General features: G+C 61.2%; 15 protein-coding genes. 8 read left to right on the forward strand and 7 right to left on the reverse strand.

Annotated elements, in window-relative coordinates:
• Window positions 1-6: 6 nt before the first annotated feature.
• The 3 genes from ccoS to EB809_RS04075 all read left to right on the forward strand — a co-directional run bounded on the left by ccoS (window position 7) and on the right by EB809_RS04075 (window position 1600).
• Window positions 7-243 carry a cbb3-type cytochrome oxidase assembly protein CcoS gene (gene ccoS, locus EB809_RS04065; RefSeq protein WP_123633526.1) on the forward strand — a complete coding sequence of 79 codons (237 nt, stop codon included), beginning with the start codon at window positions 7-9 and terminating at the stop codon, window positions 241-243.
• Window positions 233-931 (forward strand): sulfite exporter TauE/SafE family protein, encoded by a 699-nt coding sequence (locus EB809_RS04070; RefSeq protein ID WP_123633527.1) that lies wholly within the window; start codon window positions 233-235, stop codon window positions 929-931. The genes ccoS and EB809_RS04070 overlap by 11 nt, the downstream gene beginning before the upstream one ends.
• A gap of 177 nt (window positions 932-1108) precedes the next feature.
• Window positions 1109-1600, forward strand: coding sequence for a hypothetical protein (locus tag EB809_RS04075; RefSeq protein ID WP_123633528.1), 492 nt, complete (start codon window positions 1109-1111; stop codon window positions 1598-1600).
• A gap of 12 nt (window positions 1601-1612) precedes the next feature.
• On the opposite strand, the gene ttcA is transcribed toward EB809_RS04075, so the two are convergent.
• On the reverse strand, window positions 1613-2485 hold the full coding sequence (gene ttcA / locus EB809_RS04080; RefSeq protein ID WP_123633529.1) for a tRNA 2-thiocytidine(32) synthetase TtcA: 873 nt from the start codon (window positions 2483-2485) through the stop codon (window positions 1613-1615).
• 190 nt (window positions 2486-2675) lie between these two features.
• On the opposite strand from ttcA, the gene EB809_RS04085 reads away from it, so the two are divergent.
• The 3 genes from EB809_RS04085 (at window position 2676) to EB809_RS04095 (ending at window position 5175) form a co-directional block, all read left to right on the forward strand.
• The gene (locus tag EB809_RS04085; RefSeq protein ID WP_123633530.1) at window positions 2676-3320 is read left to right on the forward strand and encodes a TetR/AcrR family transcriptional regulator; all 645 of its coding nucleotides are present in this window, start codon (window positions 2676-2678) and stop codon (window positions 3318-3320) included.
• 97 nt (window positions 3321-3417) lie between these two features.
• On the forward strand, window positions 3418-4095 hold the full coding sequence (locus EB809_RS04090; RefSeq protein WP_123633531.1) for a DNA-J related domain-containing protein: 678 nt from the start codon (window positions 3418-3420) through the stop codon (window positions 4093-4095).
• Window positions 4096-4125: 30 nt separating this feature from the next.
• Window positions 4126-5175 carry a polysaccharide deacetylase family protein gene (locus EB809_RS04095; protein ID WP_223807804.1) on the forward strand — a complete coding sequence of 350 codons (1050 nt, stop codon included), beginning with the start codon at window positions 4126-4128 and terminating at the stop codon, window positions 5173-5175.
• Window positions 5176-5201: 26 nt separating this feature from the next.
• On the opposite strand, the gene EB809_RS04100 is transcribed toward EB809_RS04095, so the two are convergent.
• From EB809_RS04100 to aceE, 6 genes are all read right to left on the reverse strand, one after another.
• The gene (locus EB809_RS04100; RefSeq protein ID WP_123633532.1) at window positions 5202-6470 is read right to left on the reverse strand and encodes a MalM family protein; all 1269 of its coding nucleotides are present in this window, start codon (window positions 6468-6470) and stop codon (window positions 5202-5204) included.
• 37 nt (window positions 6471-6507) lie between these two features.
• Window positions 6508-8133, reverse strand: a complete 1626-nt coding sequence (locus EB809_RS04105; RefSeq protein ID WP_123633533.1) for an OmpP1/FadL family transporter — start codon at window positions 8131-8133, stop codon at window positions 6508-6510.
• Window positions 8134-8175: 42 nt separating this feature from the next.
• On the reverse strand, window positions 8176-9183 hold the full coding sequence (locus EB809_RS04110; RefSeq protein WP_123633534.1) for a transporter: 1008 nt from the start codon (window positions 9181-9183) through the stop codon (window positions 8176-8178).
• A gap of 65 nt (window positions 9184-9248) precedes the next feature.
• Entirely contained in the window at window positions 9249-10049 is an 801-nt protein-coding gene (locus tag EB809_RS04115) for a C39 family peptidase (RefSeq protein WP_123633535.1), read from the reverse strand.
• Window positions 10050-10432: 383 nt separating this feature from the next.
• On the reverse strand, window positions 10433-12361 hold the full coding sequence (aceF, locus tag EB809_RS04120; protein WP_123633536.1) for a dihydrolipoyllysine-residue acetyltransferase: 1929 nt from the start codon (window positions 12359-12361) through the stop codon (window positions 10433-10435).
• A gap of 23 nt (window positions 12362-12384) precedes the next feature.
• Window positions 12385-15048, reverse strand: a complete 2664-nt coding sequence (gene aceE / locus EB809_RS04125; RefSeq protein ID WP_263316973.1) for a pyruvate dehydrogenase (acetyl-transferring), homodimeric type — start codon at window positions 15046-15048, stop codon at window positions 12385-12387.
• 257 nt (window positions 15049-15305) lie between these two features.
• Between aceE and malT the strand changes: the two genes are divergently transcribed.
• Both malT and EB809_RS04135 read left to right on the forward strand, forming a co-directional pair.
• Window positions 15306-18062, forward strand: coding sequence for an HTH-type transcriptional regulator MalT (gene malT / locus EB809_RS04130; RefSeq protein WP_123633538.1), 2757 nt, complete (start codon window positions 15306-15308; stop codon window positions 18060-18062).
• A gap of 216 nt (window positions 18063-18278) precedes the next feature.
• On the forward strand, window positions 18279-19895 hold the full coding sequence (locus EB809_RS04135) for an alpha-glucosidase family protein (RefSeq protein ID WP_123633539.1): 1617 nt from the start codon (window positions 18279-18281) through the stop codon (window positions 19893-19895).
• The last annotated feature ends 44 nt before the right edge of the window (window positions 19896-19939 follow it).

The raw sequence follows: 19939 nt of genomic DNA on the forward strand, positions 1-19939 counted from the left end.
CTCGTCGTGGAAATCGTCTATCTGCTCGTGCCTGTCACACTGCTGCTGGTCGGCGTCGGCGTCGCCATTTTCGCCTGGGCGGTGAAAAGCGGTCAGTATGACGATCTGGAAGGCCCCGCCCATCGCATCCTGTACGACGATGACAAAGACATGATTCCTGAAGACGCCCGCGTCGACGAGCGGACCGATAAAACGGAATCGAGCGCCGGTAAAGCGGACCCTGTGGAGCGGCATGACCGGTGAACTCCTGCTGGGCTATTCCAGCGCCTTCATGATCGGCCTTCTTGGCGGTGTCCATTGTCTGGGCATGTGCGGTGGTATCAGCGCGTCCCTGTCCATGGCGGTACCGATCGGGGCCGGTTTTCGCGTGCGCCAGTCCGTCCTCATCATGGGCTTCAATCTCGGCCGGATCGCCAGCTACACCCTGCTCGGCGCCTTGCTGGGCGTCCTGAGCACGCAGGCCGTGGGCGCCTGGACGGCGCTGGCCCCGATATTCCGGACAATCGCCGGCCTGCTGTTGATTCTGATGGGACTATCGCTGGGCCAGTGGTGGCAGGGTATCCAGGCGGTGGAACGGGTGGGGGCGCCTGTCTGGCGCCGGCTGTCGCCACTGACCCGCCGCTTGATGCCGGTGCGTTACCCCAGCCAATCGCTGGCGCTGGGTCTGCTCTGGGGCTGGCTGCCGTGTGGACTGGTCTACAGCACCCTGGGCTGGGCCGCGCTGCAGCCCACCGTCACCAGCGCGGCGCTGACCATGTTCTGCTTCGGACTGGGCACCCTGCCCTCCATGCTGGCCACCGGCTATGCCGCCACAAGTCTGCAGCACTGGCGCCAGCACCCCGGATTCCGGCGTTTGATGGGCGCCTGCTTGATGATCTTCGGCGTCTGGACACTCCCCGTCACCGCACGACTGCTGGCTCAAATCGGCTGAGCCACATTGGGTCCGTTTTGTGGCTGAAAATTTCACACCATTTTAATGTTCAATTATTGACCACAACCCGACCCTGGACTATTGTCGTCAGAAGGTTAGGCAGTATTGCTAAAGTGACTTTCACAGATGAGTTGCTAACTCATTGTGTAGCTTGCAAGCAGCGTGAGGGCTTTGCTCATGTCACAGGCGATTGCACTTCTCGATCACGTCATCCGTCCGGTCTCCCGGGCACTCGGCGACGCCCACCCCGTTATCGAAGAAATTTTGCTCGGCGCAGCCACCCTGCGTGACTTTGATCCCTTTTCACAGGACGGCGACACGGGACTCGGTGTTTTCGGGATCTCCCCGGCCCTGCACTGGCGAGTGTGGGACGAATACCTGGCGTTCCAGCCGGACCGGGCGAGCCAGGTGCGGGGCTTTGCCAGCCAGCACGAATTCCTGATCAATCCGGATGCCGAACTGGTCACCAACACACGCTACGCGGCCGCGATCGGCATCAGCGCGCTGGAATGGGTAAAGCCGTCCTGGCCCATGCCGGAGGATGCAGATGGCCTGACGCGCCTGTGGTCAGAACTGACCCGGGTGGACGAAGAGCACTACCTCACACGACTTCACCACACCCTGGAACGACTGTGCCAGGGTGCTGGCCAACCGCATTACGCCCTTTGACGGGGTGCCCGATCAGAGATTGAGGACGTCCAGCCGCTCGTAGGCCGGTGCTTCCGGCGTGGCGCTGTCGTCCGCACGCCAGTCCACTTCCAGACTGTTGAAATCGTGAATGGACGGATCCGCCAGATGCGACGGCGACACGTTGCAGATGGCCCGGAACATGGACTCGATCCGCCCCGGATGCTCCCGATCCCAGCTCTTCAGCATGTCCTTCACCACCTGGCGTTGCAGGTTTTCCTGGGAACCGCACAGGTTGCATGGAATGATGGGGAACTGGCGCAGGGACGAATAGCGCTCGATGTCCTTCTCGCGGGCGTAGACCAGTGGCCGGATGACCACGTTGCGCCCGTCGTCGCTCTTCAGCTTGGGGGGCATGGTCTTCAGGCGGCCACCGTAGAACATGTTGAGGAACAGGGTTTCCAGCAAGTCATCACGATGATGGCCCAGCGCGATCTTGGTGACCCCGTGCTCTTCCGCAAAGTTGTAGAGAATGCCCCGGCGCAGACGGGAGCACAGACCGCAGGTGGTTTTCCCTTCCGGCACTTTCTCCTTGACGATGCTGTAGGTGTCTTTCTCGATGATGTGGTACTCGACACCCAACTCGGAGAGATAGTTCGGCAACACGTGTTCCGGAAAGCCCGGCTGTTTCTGGTCCAGGTTAACGGCGATCACCTGAAAATCCACCGGCGCACTGCGCTGCAGGTTCAGCAGGATGTCCAGCATGGTGTAGGAATCCTTGCCACCACTCAGACAACACATCACCTTGTCGCCGGCCTCAATCATGCCGAAATCGGCGATCGCCTGGCCGACATCACGACGCAGACGCTTCTGCAGTTTGTTGAGTTCCAGCGTTGTCTTGCGATCGTCTTTGAGCTGCTCTGCCATAACCTTGCCGGGCGTTGGGAAAATGGGGGCCGAGTATACCGGATCACCCGCCGTTTCGTCAGTGGGTATGGCCCTATTCCGGGTTTCACGTATACCGGCCCGGTGGCGACTTCGGCGAGTCTATGGGAGAGGATGACAAACAGTTCATAAAAACCAGAACACCCATGCACCCAAGGAAAGGGGAATTGCTATGCTGGACACGGCCTCGCTCGGCAAACGTGAACGCAATCGCCTGAATAATCGGAAAGCCATTCTGGACGCGGCAAGGGACTGTTTCCGGGAAACCGGGTACGAACAGACCACCATCCGCGACATTATCCGTCGCACACCGCTCGCCTCAGGCACCTTCTACAACTACTTCTCAGACAAGCGCGATATTTTCATCGCCCTGTTTCGGGATTTCCTCGAAGCCTTGCGCACCCTCATCCGCAGCGCCCACGATACCGCCTCGGACGAACACGACCTGATTCACCGCATGTACTCCTCCCTGTTCCTGGCGGCGGCCAAGGATCCGGTGACCTATGAGCTGGCCCATCGCAACAGCCAGGCGGTTCGGGAACTGTTTGGTTCCGATATCCTGGATCTGGCGATGGCGTCGATGGACACGCACATTCGCAGCCTGGCCACCAACGACCGCCTGCCGGGTCAGGATGCCGATTACATCGCCGCCGCCTGCCGCGGAGTGGCCTACGAGGTCAGCCTGAGGGTGGCCGAGCGCGCCCGACAGCGACCGCAAATGGCGGACGAAGAAGCCCGGCGCGCTACCGAATTTGTCACGGGTTTTCTTTACGGCAACCCGTTCGGCGGCTCGGAACGCCAGCGACGTCGCGCCTGAGGCGCGGCCCGCCCGGAAAGACACCTGATGCCAGGAGCCCGGACTTTTTAAACGGTTCTCTTGGACTTCCGGGCGGGCTCCAGTAGGCTTCTGGAGTATGAATAAGCGACAGTCCCGGTTCCTGGCCGATCGAGAACACGACAACGCAGCGCGTCAGGCTGCCCTGCATCAGAAAATTGCTGCCCTGATGGTTGCGGTTGAGGCGATCCTGCGCGAGGAAAGTGAGGGCCTGAGCGAACTGGCCCTGATTCGGCTGCTACAAGGCGAGCCGTGGCAACTGCTCGAGCGCGTCGATTTCTCCGAGCCCTCAGCCATCTACCCTGCCCATTTCCTCGTCTTTCACTGCCTTTACCGTCTCCGGGACGATCTCGCTCCGGCTGGGGAAAAGGTGCATATATCGCCCCTGAACATTCAGTTGTCGCCGGGTCACGTCGCCTCGAACGAAACCCTGCCGGGAGAGGGAGACCGACTGCGCCTGTTCTATCTGGACCTGTCCCAGTACGACCTGTCGGAGTTCGCCGTGCAGCGGATGCTGGATGATTTCTGGGCCGGTCGCACACCGTCCACCGACGCCAGTGCGCTGGACGAGGCGGCACGGGTGCTGGGCTTTGAAGCCCTGCCGGACGATTTCGGATGCATTCGCCAGGCGTACCGGCGGCGGGCCATGAAGGCTCACCCGGACCGTGGCGGCAGCAAGGAAGAGGTCCAGACACTCAACGCCGCCTTCCACACCCTGCGCCACCATTTTCTTTCCGCTGTAGGAGCCGGTCGCTGAGATCAACGCTCCGTAAAAGAAGGATGTCCCGTGAAAAAACCGTTCAGGAATGCACTGGCCTTCGTCGCCGCGCCGCTGTTGACGGCCACCAGCCTGCCAGCTTCCGCCGACCTGGTGGTGCTGCAATACCACCACATCAGTAGCCAGACTCCGGCGTCCACCAGCACCACGCCCGATCTTTTTCGTAGCCAGCTGGCGATGCTGGAAAAGCTCGATATCCCGGTAAAGCCCCTGCAAGCGGCCACCGAGCAGGCGCTGAGCGGCAAAACCGGCAGCACACCGGTGGCCGCGCTGACCTTCGATGACGCCTACAGCTCGGTCTACGACACCGCCGCCCCCATTCTCCTTGAAGCCGGCATCCCCTTTACGGTATTCGTCAATTCACAGGCCATCACCGAAAAGCGACACGGCTATATGACCTGGGATCAGCTCAAGGACCTGGCCCGCCATCCGGAGGTCACCATCGGTAATCACAGTGCCGATCACGCCCATCTCGTACGCCGCCCCGATGAAACCGAGGACGCCTGGCACAGACGGGTCACTGCGAGCCTGGACGATGCACAGGAAACGATCGAAGCCAAACTCGGCACGGACGCGCCGCTGTTTGCCTATCCCTACGGTGAGTTTGATGCGGAAGTCGAAACCCTGGTGAAGAAACGAGGCTGGTATGGCTACGGCCAGCATTCCGGGCCGATTGGCCCGTCTTCCGGCGACACCCGCCTGCCCCGCTTCCCCATGGCCAACGCCTACGGCGGCACGGATGGCCTGAAGGACAAGCTGCTGAGTGAAACGCTGCCGGTGGATGCCAACACGCTGCCGGACGGTACCCTGAAGCAGAACCCGCCCGTGCTGCACCTGACCCTGCCGGACGGCATGAAGCCAGGCCCATTGACCTGCTATGGGTCGCAGGTGGGCCAGCTGTCCGTGACGCCAACGGGCGACGGTCAGACCGTGGAAGTGGTCGCAGACCGGTCGTTCAACAGTCGCCGATTCCGCTACAACTGCACCTATCCCGCCGGTAACGGGCGCTTCTACTGGCAATCCGTGCAGTGGCTGGATCTGTCGCAAGCGGAAGACTGACGCCGGGCGGCACAGCGTCCGCGGTCTTACCCACCCAGCTGCGCCAGGCTGACCATGCCCTGGGCCGCATGGTGGATAACCTGCGGCGCGCCATCCGCTTCGAGGACGGTCTGGCCGGCCTGGTCGCTCCCGCGACTCATGATCAGCAGCCAGCGGTCACCGTGGTCGGGAAACACCGGCACCCGGGCCTCAATGTAGCCCTGGCGGTGCCAGTTCTCGGGTCGGTAATCAAAAACCAGGTCCGTCACCATTCGCCGGGCCTGCATCCCCTCATCCAGAAAGACCAGGGTTGGTACGAACACGCCGTGGTTTTCGTACGAACGAACCTGCATCACGAAGGCGCCGGATTCCGAGGCGGTAGGCAGCTTTACCAGTCGATAGACGCTGGAGCCGGTGGAAAACCGGAATTCAGGGGCCATGTCGTCGAGATCCACCTGGAACTCGCGGGAGTCATCCCACTCCGCCAGGTCCTTCACCGGCAAATCGTTACAGCAGCGGTCCTGCCACGACTGCAGTAGCGTTTCCGTCTGATCGATGCCCAGCACCGCCAGGGTCTCCGGATTGGCCTTTTGCGAGGCCGCCGGACTGCGGCCATCGATCACCATCGCTTCCGATAACCGGGGCGCTTCGCGACCCTGGCTTTTCTTCTCAAATCCCGGCTCGGGGCGATAGTAGTCCACCCGCACCTGTCCGTTGGCATCGCGCCAGGTGTAATACGGCAGCGGGTCGCCCTCCCGGACAAACCCCTTCTTGGCCAGCTCGTCGCCATCCGGATAATTTTCGAGATTGTATTCGGAGTCCGCCTTGGGCGGCGCTGACGGCTCTTCTGCAGCGGTTTCCGCGGCTTCTGTCGTGTCCTCTGGGCCGGGATTCGGTTTGGGTTCCCTGGCAACCCGCTCCGGCTTGTTCTGCTCTGCCGGCGATTTCGGCGGCGTGTTTGCGGCAGGTACGTCGGATTCTGGAGCCGGCAGGGAGACGTCGGCGTTGCGCTCGATCTCCACTTTCGGTGCAGTCTTCGGGGCTACTGGCTCCGGATCTTTGACGGTGGCCGCCGGATGTTCTGAGGTTGTCTTTATCGACGCGGATTCAGACGATGTCGCCCCGGCCTTTTTCCCGGATTCTACGGCCTTGATCCGCTTCTGGACCGGGTTTTCCTCTTCCTTGATGAGACTGGAGTGAACCCGCCCCTGTTCGTCGACCCAGGTGAAATACCGATCGTCGCCGTGACTGAAAGAGGCCACCGCACTCAGGCCAATGCCGATGAAAAGGCCGAGCCGATGTTGAATGCCTGCCATGAGATGCCCTCCCGGAGTCTGCCGAACGCGGCAAGCCCTAAAACTTCGTACGGAACGTCAGGCCGGCCATCACCACCCGCAGCCGCGTCTTGACGTCAAGTCCGGCATACGGGTTGTAGATGATGTTGGTGATGCCGGTGCAGTTGAGGTTACAGCTGCTGTCCGCCGGGATCTTTTCGATGGACTCGAGATAGCTCAGGTTCATGTCGATCTGGGTATCCCGATCCCAGCGATAGCCCATGCCCACACTATACAGGTTGGCCCCGCCGAACGGCGCCATGACCTGGCGTTGATCGTCCGGGATAACGGAATCCCGGATTTCCACCCCGGCGCGCAGATCCAGCCGCGACGAGGCGTGGAACTCCGCACCAAAGCCCCAGTTCCACTGGTCCTTGAAACCCAGCGGCAGGCTCAGGGAGTTTGGGGTGGCGTTCTCCGGGGACAGGATCCGGGCGGCGTTGAGGAATTCCAGGTTACGGTCGAACTTGAATTTGAGCGCGTCCCACTCGGAATAATCGGTCCAGCCCACGTCGACATTCAAGGTCAGCTTGGGGTGGACCTTGATGCTGATCCCCGTCTGGAAATGCTGCGGATAAGTCAGGTTGAGGCTGACGTTGCCGGACTCGCGCGGCGCACCGGACGGCAGGCTCAGGATGGCCGAACCGACCGCCCCCAGAATGGAGCTGTTGACGCTCTGCCAGAAGCCGGACCAGTCGTCGGTGTACTCGATCGAGAACTGGCCGTGCATGTTCATGTCGGCTTCGGAGCTGTAGCTGGCGCCCCAGGAGAACCACTCCGTCGGCTCCCACATCACACCCAGATTGTAGGTGGGCGACACGCTCTGCTGCACATCCACGCTCAGCGCACCAATGTCATCCCAGGGGCCGACGTTACCGCCGCACAAGGCGAGCCAGGGGGCCAGCGGCTCATCGCCGGATTCACAGTTGAACGCATCCTGCAGGACTTCGGCCACCCCCAGCAGCATGTTGGGCGCCCGCATGTACTGGTCAGCCGCCACCGCCATGTGGGAAAGGTGAATGCCGGCGCCGACGGACCACTCGTCGTTGACCTTGTAGGCTACTGTCGGAGAGAGGTAAGTCGTCCGCTGCAAGGCCGTCGCCTTGGGCTGGTAACGACCCGGGTCGTCATTGTCGCGATAGAAGCCGGCCGCCATCGGCAGGTAGAAGGCGTTGCCGAAGGTCAGCTTGGAACCGGGCGCGTTGTAGCTGAAGCCCGCTGACGGTGCCAATGCAGGGCCGGGTGGCATTTTCTGGATACCGAACCCGGGAACGTACAGGGCCACCGTGTTGGTATGGCTGTGGGAATTGGCCACCGGGTCTTTCTGTTTCCCGGTCAGCGGATCGGTAGCCAGCCCGTCAATGCCGAAAATTTCATACCCTTCGGGCGCATTGAAGTCGGCGTCGACATCCAGATAGACACCCAGCAGCGTGCCTTCCACCTGACGACCGTCCAGCTTGGTCAATCCCGCCGGGTTGTAGTGAATCGCCATAATCCCGGGAGGATCCGCCGTCACCGCATTCCCCAGGGACAGGGCCTTGGGGGAAATCGTCAGGTTCTGCGCCAGCTGGGCCTGGACCCCGCAGGACAGCGACCCCGCCAGCAGCGCCCCAAGAATTCGCCTTGTATTGTTCTCACGTCGCATGAAACTGATCATCCCTTGCCGTATGCGCGCCCAAGGCCCCGGTTACTCCCGGAGGCCCGCGATGTTGATTGGCAGGGAGACACCAATGGAGAAATCCGGAGCATCTTCGGTCAGGCCAATGCCCAGGCTGGTGTTCACAATCGTGGTATCGCTGACCCGGGTTCCCAGCGAGAAACTCAGGAAACCGGTCATCTGGTCCTGGGCCACGGCTTCAGACCCGTCACTGAAGGTCAACTGGGTTTCATCGCTGTAGCTGATCTGGCCCGACACACTCAGGGAAATGTCATAGGACAGGGAGTAGGCAAAGCCCATGGACGCGGACAGGCCGAATCCCGGTTCCACCTTGGTCAGCAGCCGGGCACCCCGCACCTGCTCCAGACCGTCTTCCGGCATGTTGTAGCTGGCGCTGGCGGAGCCGTAGAGCACCACCGGATCCAGCACCTTGGAGACACTGGCCCCGCCCGATGCGGTGTAATAGCCGCTGCCGGTGGAGAGCTGGCGATTGATGTCGATTTCATAGGGGCTGACGCCGGTCTTGGACGTCAACGAGGCAAACAGCGTGGTCGACATCTTGCCCGGCACATAAGCCGCTGGCTGCCAGCGGGCGGTGAAGGAAATGTCGCCGAAGTCGTAGACGTTCAGCTCATCCTGGGTGTCGTACTTCACCACCAGCGGGATGCGCGTACCGATGGTCAGGTTGTCGAGCAGGCCGTAGTCGTAGGAAAAGGCGTTGGTGAAACTGTGAGTCGCCGATGGGACGATATCCAGATTACGGACCGAACCATCGGTGATCTCCAGATCCAGCCTCTGATCCCCGGTGTAGGAGTAATCGAAGGAGTACGTCAGCGAGTGCGTCCCCTCCTTCTGAAGCGAATAGTTTTTCTCCGCGGACTGGAACACTTCCTCCAACTGCTTGGCGGAATCTTCATCCCCCTCTTTTTTGGACAAGGCTTCACGCGCCTTGTCGACGCTCTCGTCCTGAGCCCATACCAGGGCCGGCTGGCCGGCAATGGAACAGATGATCAAACCTCGCACTACCCAACGATTCATCCCAGCTCCCTTATTATTCGGTCTTGTTTTCCTGACGTGCGTCCGGCGCCCGGGTCAAAGGGCAATCAGTTACGCCGATAGAACAGCTGCTTACGGGTGTTCTCAACAGTGCCGTCAGGATTGTTCTTTTGTCTTTCCAAGAGGTTGTTGATGCGACGACTGGTCGCCTCGTGAAATTCCGGAATCGTATCCAGCGCAAACAGGGTCATGGTCTGATCGTCCACGAACCGCATGTCCTCTTCCTTGAGCTCCAGGGCATCCAGCGGTTTTTCACCGCCCGGGAAAACGATAAACAGGACGTTCCCGTCCCACTTTTCCTTGAAGTTGGAGAGCGTGAAGGAGATGTTGCCGACCGACGGATCCGCGATGAACACGCGGTCGTCGCGAATAGCGCGTAGGACGACGAAGTGCTTGAAGCCGGCATGGTGGATCGGCACGATGGCCGGGTGATCCAGCTCCTTGAGATCGGCGATGGTGGCGCGGAAGCCACCGGACGGGTATCCCAGCGCCGTGACCAGCCGCTTCATGTCCAGCATGGAAAACGCCCGGCGCTGAACGATCCGCTCGCTTTCGCCATAGTGCAGCAGCCCTTCCATCACCTGACGCTCGTTCAGGTTGCGCCCCAGGTAATATTTAAGGACGGTGGTCAGCGCCGCCGAACCGCAGCTGTAGTCGTAGGCCTGACGCACGATGTTGCGATAACGCTGCTCCACGAGCGGGGCCACGGTGTACTGATTCCGTAGCTCCTGCGGATTCTTGTCCATCCGCTGCTCCACCACGATCTCGCCCTTGTCGAAAGGCTCAAGAACCGTGGCCGTTTCAATCATCGCAAACGTCATGATCGACCCCGCCAGCACGAGAATCATGGCTAATGTCGCTTCCTGTTCTGAGGATTGGATCCGGTTCCGGTTTGCTGAATAGGGCTCTGAGCGGCTTTCGTTATCATTGTTTTGGCGCATGCCTGCCGTTACATCCTGTAACGCTAAGATACCGGATTGATATCACCCTTAAAGATAACTGTGCCTCAAATCTCTCCGGCCACGGGAGGCCATCTGACGCGGTTTTGCGAGCCAGTTCACGTCATCGGCAATCGGGGAAATGGACGTATTGAATCCGTTACGGCAGGCGCCGGGACCATCAAATCATGCAGGAAATGAACAGGTGAAAATGGAAAAAGACAGCGGAAGGGAGAGAAAAAGGAGAAGACCGATGGCCCACCCCGAGGAGGTGAGCCATCGGAAAGCCGGGATCAGAGAAGCAGCTGACGCAGATCTTCCAGTCCGGCACGGAGGGTGTTGGTGAAGCGGGCTGCATCGGCGCCGTTGATCGCACGGTGATCGTACGACAGCGACAGCGGCAGCATCAGCCGTGGCTGGAAGGCAGCGCCATCCCAGACCGGTGCCATCTTCGAGCGCGATACGCCCAGGATGGCCACTTCCGGCGTGTTCACAATCGGCGTGAACGCAGTGCCGCCAATACCGCCGAGGCTGGTAATGGTGAAGCAGGCGCCCTGCATGTCTTTCGGGCTCAGCTTCTTGTCCCGGGCTTTCTGGGCCAGCACCTGACACTCTTCCGCCAGCTCCCAGAGGCCTTTCTGGTCCACATTGCGGATCACCGGCACCACCAGACCATCCGGCGTATCCACGGCAATACCGATGTGGATGTAGCGCTTCTGGATGATCTCCTTGTTCTCGATGTCCAGGGACACGTTGAAGTTCGGATGGGCCTCCAGCGCCTTGGCGCAGATCTTCAGCAGGAAGGCCATCGGCGTCAGCTTCACGCCGCGCTTCTCGCCTTCGGCCTTCATTGACTTGCGGAAGTCCTCCATCTCGCTGATGTCGGCTTCCTCGAACTGGGTCACGTGCGGAACGTTGAGCCAGCTGCGCTGCATGCTGTCGGCGGTCAGCTTCATCAGGCGACTCATGCCGACCCGCTCGACGTCACCAAACTGACTGAAGTCCGGCAGTTTCACCGCCGGCAAACCGGCCCCGCCAGCCGCCGGCGCGCCGCCTTCCTGAACCTGGCTCAGGGCACGCTTGACGTAGGCTTCCACATCCTCCTTGAGGATCCGGTTCTTGGGGCCGCTGCCCTGCACACGCCCCAGGTCGGCGCCCAGTTCGCGGGCCAGCCGACGCACGGCCGGGCCGGCGTGCACTCGCTTGCTCGGCTGGGCCGCCGGCTCGCCACTGGACTTCGGCGCCGCGCTGGCCGCCGGTTTGGCAGGCTCGGGCGACTTCGGCTGCGACGACGGTTGCTGTGCCGGCTCCGAAGACGCAGGCGCCCCGCCGGACACTTCCATCTGACCCACCACATCACCTTCGCTGATGCTGTCGCCCACTTTCACGGAAATCGACTTGATGGTGCCCGCGGACGGCGACGGCAACTCAACGGTCGCCTTGTCGGATTCCACCACCAGAATCGGGTCTTCCTCAGCGACCTGATCGCCGGCCGACACGCTGATCTCGATGACCTCGACCGATGCCGAACCACCCAGATCCGGCACGTTGATGTCTTCGATACCGCCAGAAGCGGCAGGCGTCGACGCCGATTGAGACGGTTGCGCCGGTTTCTCGGCTTCAGCGGCCGGTGCGGATTCCGCAGGCGCACCACCACTCACTTCCATCTGGCCAACCACATCGCCTTCGCTGATGCGGTCACCCACCTTCACCGAGATGGATTTAATCGTACCTGCGGCCGGCGCCGGCAGCTCGACGGTGGCTTTGTCGGATTCCACCACCAGAATGGCGGCCTCCTCTTCCACGGAATCGCCTTCGGAGACGCTGATTTCGATCACTTCGACCGAATCCGCGCCGCCCAGATCGGGCACCGTGATGTCCTGGACACCGCCGGATGCCGCCTGCTCAGGAGCCGGTTCGGACTTGGCTGGCTCCTCTTTTGCCGGTGCTTCTTCGGGCTCGGAAGCGGCGTCAGTCTCGCCACCCTCACCCGCTTCCAGCTGACCGACTACGTCGCCTTCGCTGATCTTGTCCCCCACGCTGACGTTCAGCGCGGTGATCTTGCCGGCCTTGGGCGCCGGCAGTTCCACAGTGGCTTTGTCGGATTCGAGGACCAGGATCGGATCCTCTTCGGCCACGCTGTCGCCAACGCTCACACTGATTTCGATGACCTCAACCGAATCCGAACCGCCAAGGTCAGGCACACGAATGTCTTCTGCCATGATGCTGTGTCTCCTTAACGGTTTTAGTGGGTTGCCGGGGCCGGTTTGTCGGCATCGATGCCGAACTCACGGATGGCCTCTTCAACCACTTCAGGCTTGATCTTGCCCTGACGTGCCAGGGAGCCCAGCGCAGCTACGACCACGTGCTGCCGGTCGACTTCGAAGTGACGACGCAACTTCTCGCGGGTGTCACTGCGACCGAAGCCGTCAGTACCCAGCACGGTGTAGTCTGCCGGGACCCAGCCACGGACCTGCTCGGCGAACAGGCGCATGTAGTCGGTGGACGCAATCACCGGCGTATCGGAATCACCCAGAACGTCCTGGATGTAAGCCGTACGCGGACGCGATGCCGGGTGCAGGCGGTTCCAGCGCTCAACGTGCTGGCCGTCACGGGCCAGTTCGGTGAAGCTGGTCACGCTGTAGACATCGGAGCCGACCTCGTACTTCTCGGCCAGGATCTTCGCCGCTTCACGCACCTCGTTGAGGATCACGCCGCTGCCCAGCAGACGGACGCTGTGTTTGGCCTTCTTGGCACCCTTCTTCGCGCCGTGGGACTCCAGCTTGTAGATACCGCGGACGATACCGTCCTCGACGCCTTTCGGCATCGCCGGATGGGCGTAGTTTTCGTTCATCAGCGTCAGATAGAAGTAGACGCTTTCGTTGTCGCCGTACATGCGCTGCAGACCGTGGCGAACAATCACCGCCACCTCATAGGAGAAGGTCGGGTCGTAGGACACACAGTTGGGCACCGTTGCAGACAGCACGTGGCTGTGGCCATCCTGGTGTTGCAGACCTTCGCCGTTCAGTGTGGTCCGACCGGCGGTACCGCCCAGCAGGAAGCCACGGGCCCGCATGTCACCGGCCGCCCAGCACAGGTCGCCCACACGCTGGAAACCGAACATCGAATAGAAGATGTAGAACGGAATCAGCGGGTAGTCGTTGGTGCTGTAGGACGTCGCCGCGGCGATCCAGGTGGACATGGCGCCGGCTTCGTTGATGCCTTCCTGCAGGATCTGGCCCTTGCGGTCCTCACGGTAGTACATGATCTGGTTGCGGTCGTTGGGCGTGTACTTCTGCCCTTCGGCCGTGTAGAGCCCAATCTGGCGGAACATGCCGTCCATGCCGAAGGTCCGGGCTTCGTCCGGCACGATCGGGACGACGCGGGAGCCGATCTGCTTGTCCTTGATCAGCGTGCCCAGCATGCGCACGAAGGCCATGGTGGTGGAGAATTCCCGGTCGCCGCTGTCGTCAAGCTGCTGCTTGAAGGTTTCCAGCGGCGGGATGGTCAGCGGCTGGCTGTCGCGACGGCGACGCGGCAGGGAGCCGCCCAGCTTGCTGCGCATCTTCTGCAGGTACTTCATCTCCGGCGAATCGTCCGCCGGCTTGTAGTACGGCATGCTTTCGATGTCGTCGTCGGAGATCGGCACACCGAAGCGGTCACGGAATGCCTTGATGGTTTCCATGCTCAGCTTCTTCTGCTGGTGCGCGGTGTTTTGCGCCTGCCCCTGCTCACCAAAGCCATAACCTTTAATGGTGTGGGCCAGGATGACGGTCGGGCCACCTTTGTGGTTCACCGCTTCGTGATAGGCCGCATAGACCTTGTATGGGTCATGGCCGCCACGGTTCAGGGCGTAGATATCCTCGTCAGACATGTGCTCGACGCGCTTGAGCAGCTCCGGATCGCGCCCGAAGAAGTTCTGGCGCACGTAGCCACCGCCGTTGGACTTGAAGTTCTGCATCTCGCCATCGACGGCTTCGTCCATGACTTTCTGCATACGGCCGTCGTCGTCCTGCTCGAACAGCGGATCCCACAGGCGGCCCCATACGACTTTGAGCACATTCCAGTTGGCGCCGCGGAAGATGCCTTCCAGCTCCTGAATAATCTTGCTGTTACCACGAACGGGGCCATCCAGACGCTGCAGGTTGCAGTTGACCACGAAAATCAGGTTGTCGAGCTTCTCGCGACCGGCCAGGCCAATAGCCCCCAGGGTCTCCGGCTCGTCGCACTCGCCGTCACCGATGAAACACCAGACCTTGCGATCCGGCCCTTCGGTCAGTTCACGGTTGTGCAGGTACTTCATCACGTGGGCCTGATAGATCGCCTGGATCGGTCCCAGACCCATGGAAACGGTCGGGAACTGCCAGTAGTCCGGCATCAGCCAAGGGTGCGGGTACGACGACAGGCCATCGCCGTCCACTTCGTTACGGAACTTGTCCAGGTGATCTTCGGTCAGGCGCCCTTCCAGGAAGGAACGGGCGTAGAGGCCCGGTGAAGAGTGGCCCTGGAAGTAGATCAGGTCGCCTTCGCGGTTTTCATCTCCGGCGTGGAAGAAGTAATTAAAACCAACGTCCAGCAGCGTGGCGATGGATGAGAACGAGTGGATGTGACCACCCAGCTCGCCCGGACGCTTGTTGGCCCGGATAACCATCGCCAGCGCATTCCAGCGGATCAGCGAGCGAATGCGGCGCTCCATGAACAGGTCGCCCGGCATACGCGCTTCCCGGCTGACGGGAATGGTGTTCCGATACGGTGTGTTGACGCTGTAGGGCAACGCAGCCCCGTCCCTGCTGGCGCGTTCGCCCAGCCGCTCGAGCAGAAATGCTGCCCGTTCAAGCCCTTCCTCACTCAGAACGGAGTCAAGGGCATCCATCCACTCCCCGGTTTCCGTCGGATCTTCATCATGCAACATTCAATATCTCCTCGTGCGGAAGCTGGGCTCGACCGGTTCTGGATCGCCACTGGCTCTTGCGGGACAGACCTGTCCATAATGGCATGCGGCCGGGACGGGTCGAGGGTGAGAGACCAGGCGATCGGCTACCAGAAGCAGCCCGGTGAAGTCATACGACTTTTGTAGTAATAAATAAATCAAGGTAACTTAATAGCGCTCTATAATAGAGTTTTTTTGCTATTATTTACAACAAATGGACATGACCGGCGATGGTAATGACAACAACAATCGTGCCAGGTGAGCGCACTTTTATCAGCGCGAAAACCTTACCACCACAGGCGCCCGCGGCACTGATTGCCCGGGAAAAATTCAATGACACGTTGCATGAAACGAATAGTGTCGGTCTCATGCTGGTCCAGGCCCCGGCGGGCTACGGCAAGACCACCACAACTGCCGAGCGCCTGAAGGCGCTGGAGGCGGACGTCGCCTGGTACCGTCTGGACGCCCCGGACAATCAGCCCGGCCAATTCGCGGCTTACCTGGCCCACACGCTGGAAAGCAACCGGCCAGGCACCTGCCCTGATACGTTACGACGGTTAACGACATCCGGCTTTGATAACCTGCAGGAATTTCTGACCCATCTGCTGGCTGAAATGCCGGTCGAGGCCGAACCGCTCTACGTCGTCCTGGACGACTACCACCTGATCACCGACGCCGAAATCCACGAAGCCATGCGCTTCCTGCTGCGCCACCAGCCGGCCTATCTGACGATGATCATCCTGACACGCACGGTGCCGCCGATCGGCGTCGCACAGTTGCGCATGCAGGGTCATATGCTGGAGATCAGTGCCCGGGAACTCGGCTTCGATGCCGACGAGGCACAGCATTATTTCGAACAGCGCCTCCCTTATGAAGTCTCGCGGGAAAGCATTGAGCGGGCGGTGCGGCGTGTTGAAGGCTGGGTATCGGCCCTGCAACTCGTTGCTACCAGCGCCGCAACCAGTGTTGCGTTCAACGAAATGGTGGAGCAATTCGAGGACGGGAACCAGTATATTTTCGACTACTTCGACGAATTGCTAGGTCGCCAACTGGATGATGAAGCACTGGGCTTCCTGCTCCGAACCTCGCTGCTGGACCGCTTCAATGCTTTCCTCGCCATGCGCGTGGCCGGCCACCGGGACGGACAAGCCCTGCTCAACCAGCTGATCAGCAAAGGCTTTTTCGTCATGCCCCTGGACAGCAGCGGCCTGTGGTTCCGCTACCATCCTCTGTTCAGTGCCTACCTGCGCCATCTCCTCGCCTGTTCTGCCCAGGAGGATGTGACCTCCCTGCACCAGCAGGCCAGCGACGCCTGGCGTGAACTGGATCGCCCGGAAGAGGCGGCCCGCCACGCGGTCAAGGCGCAGGACCAGCAGCGCATCACCTGCATCCTGCTGGACCATGGCCGCGCCTTCTTTACCGAAGGCCAGTTCGCCCTGCTACAGCAGTGTCTGGATGCGCTGGACCCGACCAGCATCGCCGACGAACCGCTGCTGACGCTGCTGCGCGCCTGGGTGGCCCAGAGCCAGTACAAGTTTGACGAAGCGGAACAGTGGCTGGCAGCCGCCGAAGCGAAACTCAAGGAACACCTCAGCGACGACGATTTGCGCTCCGTGCGCTGCGAATTCAGCGCCGTTCGCGCCCAGGTGGCCATGAATTTCGGGGATTCCCACACCGCCCTGGGTCAGGCCACAGACGCGATGGAACAGGAAGCCCGCTTCCTGCCCACGTCCAAGGTCGCCGCGGCCTCAGTGATGGGCGAAGCCCTGTTTGTGGAAGGTCACCTCAAGGAAGCCCTCGCCCGCATGCAGGACACCGAAACCCTGGCCCGGGCCCACGGCGCCCACCAGAACGTCCTTTGGGCCCTGTGCCAGCAGTCGGAAATCAACGTGGCCATGGGACTGTTGCAGAAGGCCTACAACGTACAGGAGCGCGCATTCCAGTACGCCGACGAATACCACCTCGACCAGCTGCCAATCCTGGAATTCCTGTATCGCATCCGCAGCCAGGTCATGTGGGAATGGCACCATCTGGAAAATGCCGAGCGCTGTGCCCTGCAGGGCATCGAGATTCTCGAAGCCCAAGGTGAGCGCTGGTATCTGCAAAGTTACACATCTCTGGCCAAGGTAGCCCAGGCCCGCGGCCGCCAGACGCTTTGCGCCGACTACATCCAGAAGATCCAGAAAATGCTGGCCTCGGGCGAGTATCACATCGACTGGGTGGCCAATTCCCACGCCACCATGCTGTCGTTCTGGGATGCGGTCCGTGATCGCGAAGCCATCCAGCGCTGGCTAACGGCCGCGCCGGACTACGCCATCGAGGACGCCACCAACCACTTCCTGCAGTGCAATTCCCGCAACTGGGCCAGGGCCTATTTGAGTCTCGAACAGCCGGAAAAAGCCAGACCCATCCTCGAAGGGTTGCAGGCGGTGGCCGAACGCATCGGGCTGCAAATGGACCTGAACCGCAACCATATTGCGCTGGCCCACATGCACTGGCAGTTGGAGGATCGCGAGCAGGCCCTGTTTCATATGCGCGAGGCGCTGCAACTGGCCAGCACGACCGGTGCGGTCGGTAGCTTCCTGCGTCTGGGCAAGGTGCTGATCGTGATCCTGAAAGCCCTGATCAACGACCAACTGATCGATGGCATGGAGCTGCAGCGGGCGGAGCGTCTGATCCAGCTCTCCCAGCAGCAACGGGACTTCAGCCGCGCGATCCGGATCTCGCTGGATGAGGCGATCATCCAGGACATCATCGACCGACCGGACGTGCCGGAGCTGATCCGCACCTCGCCGCTGACCCGTCGCGAATGGCAGATCCTCAGTCTCATCCACGCGGGGCTGTCCAACGACCAGATTGCCGAGCATCTGAAGGTCGCGGCGACGACCGTCAAGACGCACATCCGCAGCCTGTACCAGAAGCAGAACATTGCGCATCGTTCCGAGGCCATCGAGCTGGCCCGGGATCTGCTGAGCAAGATCCAGGGGGAGTAGAAAACCACCGGGGACGAGGTCCGCATGAGCGGACCTACACCCCCTCCTCCCCCCGTCTACGCCAGCAAAAAGCGTGTCAGGAGGATGCCCGCCACGCCCCGCACGAGCACCATAGTGTCATCACAACAACAAGGGCGCCGCGGGACCGGTCGGCTGTGTGATCCACGCCACCACGACGTTCACGGACGCCAAAACCGACTTTGTTCTGAGTGAGGCATGATGCAAAAGAATCCCGACTGGTGGCGCGGTGCTGTCATCTACCAGGTTTATCCCCGCAGCTTCTTCGACTCCAACGGTGACGGCATCGGCGATCTGCCGGGCGTGACCGCCAAGCTGGACTACATTGCCAGCCTGAACGTCGATGCCATCTGGCTGTCGCCCTTCTTTACCTCACCCATGAAGGATTTCGGTTACGACGTGTCCGACTACCGGGGCGTGGACCCGATCTTCGGCACCCTTGAGGATTTCGACGTGCTGATCGCCGAGGCGCACAAGCGCGACCTCAAGATCATGATCGACCAGGTGCTGAGCCACACCTCGGAAGAGCACGAATGGTTCAAGGAAAGCCGGGTCAGCCGCGACAACCCCAGGGCGGACTGGTACGTCTGGGCCGACGCCCAGGCCGATGGCACCCCGCCCAACAACTGGCTGTCCGTTTTCGGCGGTTCCGCCTGGGCTTGGGACAGCCGTCGCCGGCAGTATTACCTGCACAACTTCCTGACCAGCCAGCCGGACCTGAATTTCCACAACCCGGAACTTCAGGATCAGATTCTCGACGAGGTCCGATTCTGGCTGGACCGCGGCGTCGACGGATTCCGTCTGGATGCCATCAATTTCTGTTTCCACGATCCGAAGCTGCGCAATAATCCGCCCAGCCAGTCGGTCCAGGAAGCGTCGATCGGTGTGCGTAAAGAAAATCCCTACGCCTACCAGTACCACAAGTACGACAAGACCCAGCCGGAGAACCTGGCGTTCCTCAAGCGCCTGCGCGCCCTGCTGGATGAATACCCGGGAACCACGACCGTCGGCGAAATCGGCGACGACAATTCCCTGCAGACCATGGCGGACTACACCAGCAACGGCGACAAGCTACACATGGCCTACTCGTTCGACCTGTTGACCGAACAACGCGGCGCGGACTTCATCAAGCATACGGTCGAAGGCATCGAATCCAAGCTGGAAGACGGCTGGCCCTGCTGGGCGATCGGCAACCATGATGTGGCGCGGGTCGCCAGCCGCTGGAAGGCCGAGGGTCCGGAACAGATCAAGCTGTTCATGATCATGATGCTGAGCCTGCGCGGCAGCGCCTGCATCTACCAGGGCGAAGAGCTGGGCATGACCGAAGCCGAGCTGGCCTTTGAGGATCTTGTGGATCCTTACGGCATCAGCTTCTGGCCGGAATACAAGGGCCGCGACGGCTGCCGCACGCCCATGGTCTGGGATGCGATGGCCCACAACGCCGGTTTCAGCGAGGCCAAGCCGTGGTTGCCGGTTTACGAAGAACACCTGAACGCGGCGGTCTCTGAACAGGAGAACGAGCGGCATTCGGTCCTGCAGGCCTATCGGGAATTCCTGGGCTGGCGACGCCAGCAACCCGCGCTGCTTACCGGCAGCATCCGGTTTATGGAAAGCCCGGAAGACACCCTGCTGTTCCGTCGCGAGACCGACGGGCAGCGCCTGCTGGTTGCCCTGAACTTCAGCGACCAGAAAGTGTCACTGTCGTTGCCGCAACCGGCCACGGCCCTGTCGGACACTCCGGCTTCGCTGACGGCAGACTGGCGCGGCAGTGCCGTCACCCTGCCACCCTACAGCGCGGGCATCGCCAAGGGTTAAACAGGCTCCGGCCCCAAGGCCGGACCGCCATACACTGACAACAA

It is taken from the genome of Marinobacter sp. R17, assembly GCF_003789045.1.
GTDB lineage: Bacteria > Pseudomonadota > Gammaproteobacteria > Pseudomonadales > Oleiphilaceae > Marinobacter_A > Marinobacter_A mangrovi.

Coding starts and splice junctions, on each gene's coding strand:
- EB809_RS04070 (WP_123633527.1), top strand. CDS start 233: ATGACCGGTGAACTCCTGCTGGGCTATTCCAGCGCCTTCATGATCGGC.
- EB809_RS04075 (WP_123633528.1), top strand. CDS start 1,109: ATGTCACAGGCGATTGCACTTCTCGATCACGTCATCCGTCCGGTCTCC.
- ttcA (WP_123633529.1), bottom strand. CDS start 2,485: ATGGCAGAGCAGCTCAAAGACGATCGCAAGACAACGCTGGAACTCAAC.
- EB809_RS04085 (WP_123633530.1), top strand. CDS start 2,676: ATGCTGGACACGGCCTCGCTCGGCAAACGTGAACGCAATCGCCTGAAT.
- EB809_RS04090 (WP_123633531.1), top strand. CDS start 3,418: ATGAATAAGCGACAGTCCCGGTTCCTGGCCGATCGAGAACACGACAAC.
- EB809_RS04100 (WP_123633532.1), bottom strand. CDS start 6,470: ATGGCAGGCATTCAACATCGGCTCGGCCTTTTCATCGGCATTGGCCTG.
- EB809_RS04105 (WP_123633533.1), bottom strand. CDS start 8,133: ATGCGACGTGAGAACAATACAAGGCGAATTCTTGGGGCGCTGCTGGCG.
- EB809_RS04110 (WP_123633534.1), bottom strand. CDS start 9,183: ATGAATCGTTGGGTAGTGCGAGGTTTGATCATCTGTTCCATTGCCGGC.
- EB809_RS04115 (WP_123633535.1), bottom strand. CDS start 10,049: ATGATTCTCGTGCTGGCGGGGTCGATCATGACGTTTGCGATGATTGAA.
- aceF (WP_123633536.1), bottom strand. CDS start 12,361: ATGGCAGAAGACATTCGTGTGCCTGACCTTGGCGGTTCGGATTCGGTT.
- malT (WP_123633538.1), top strand. CDS start 15,306: ATGACAACAACAATCGTGCCAGGTGAGCGCACTTTTATCAGCGCGAAA.
- EB809_RS04135 (WP_123633539.1), top strand. CDS start 18,279: ATGATGCAAAAGAATCCCGACTGGTGGCGCGGTGCTGTCATCTACCAG.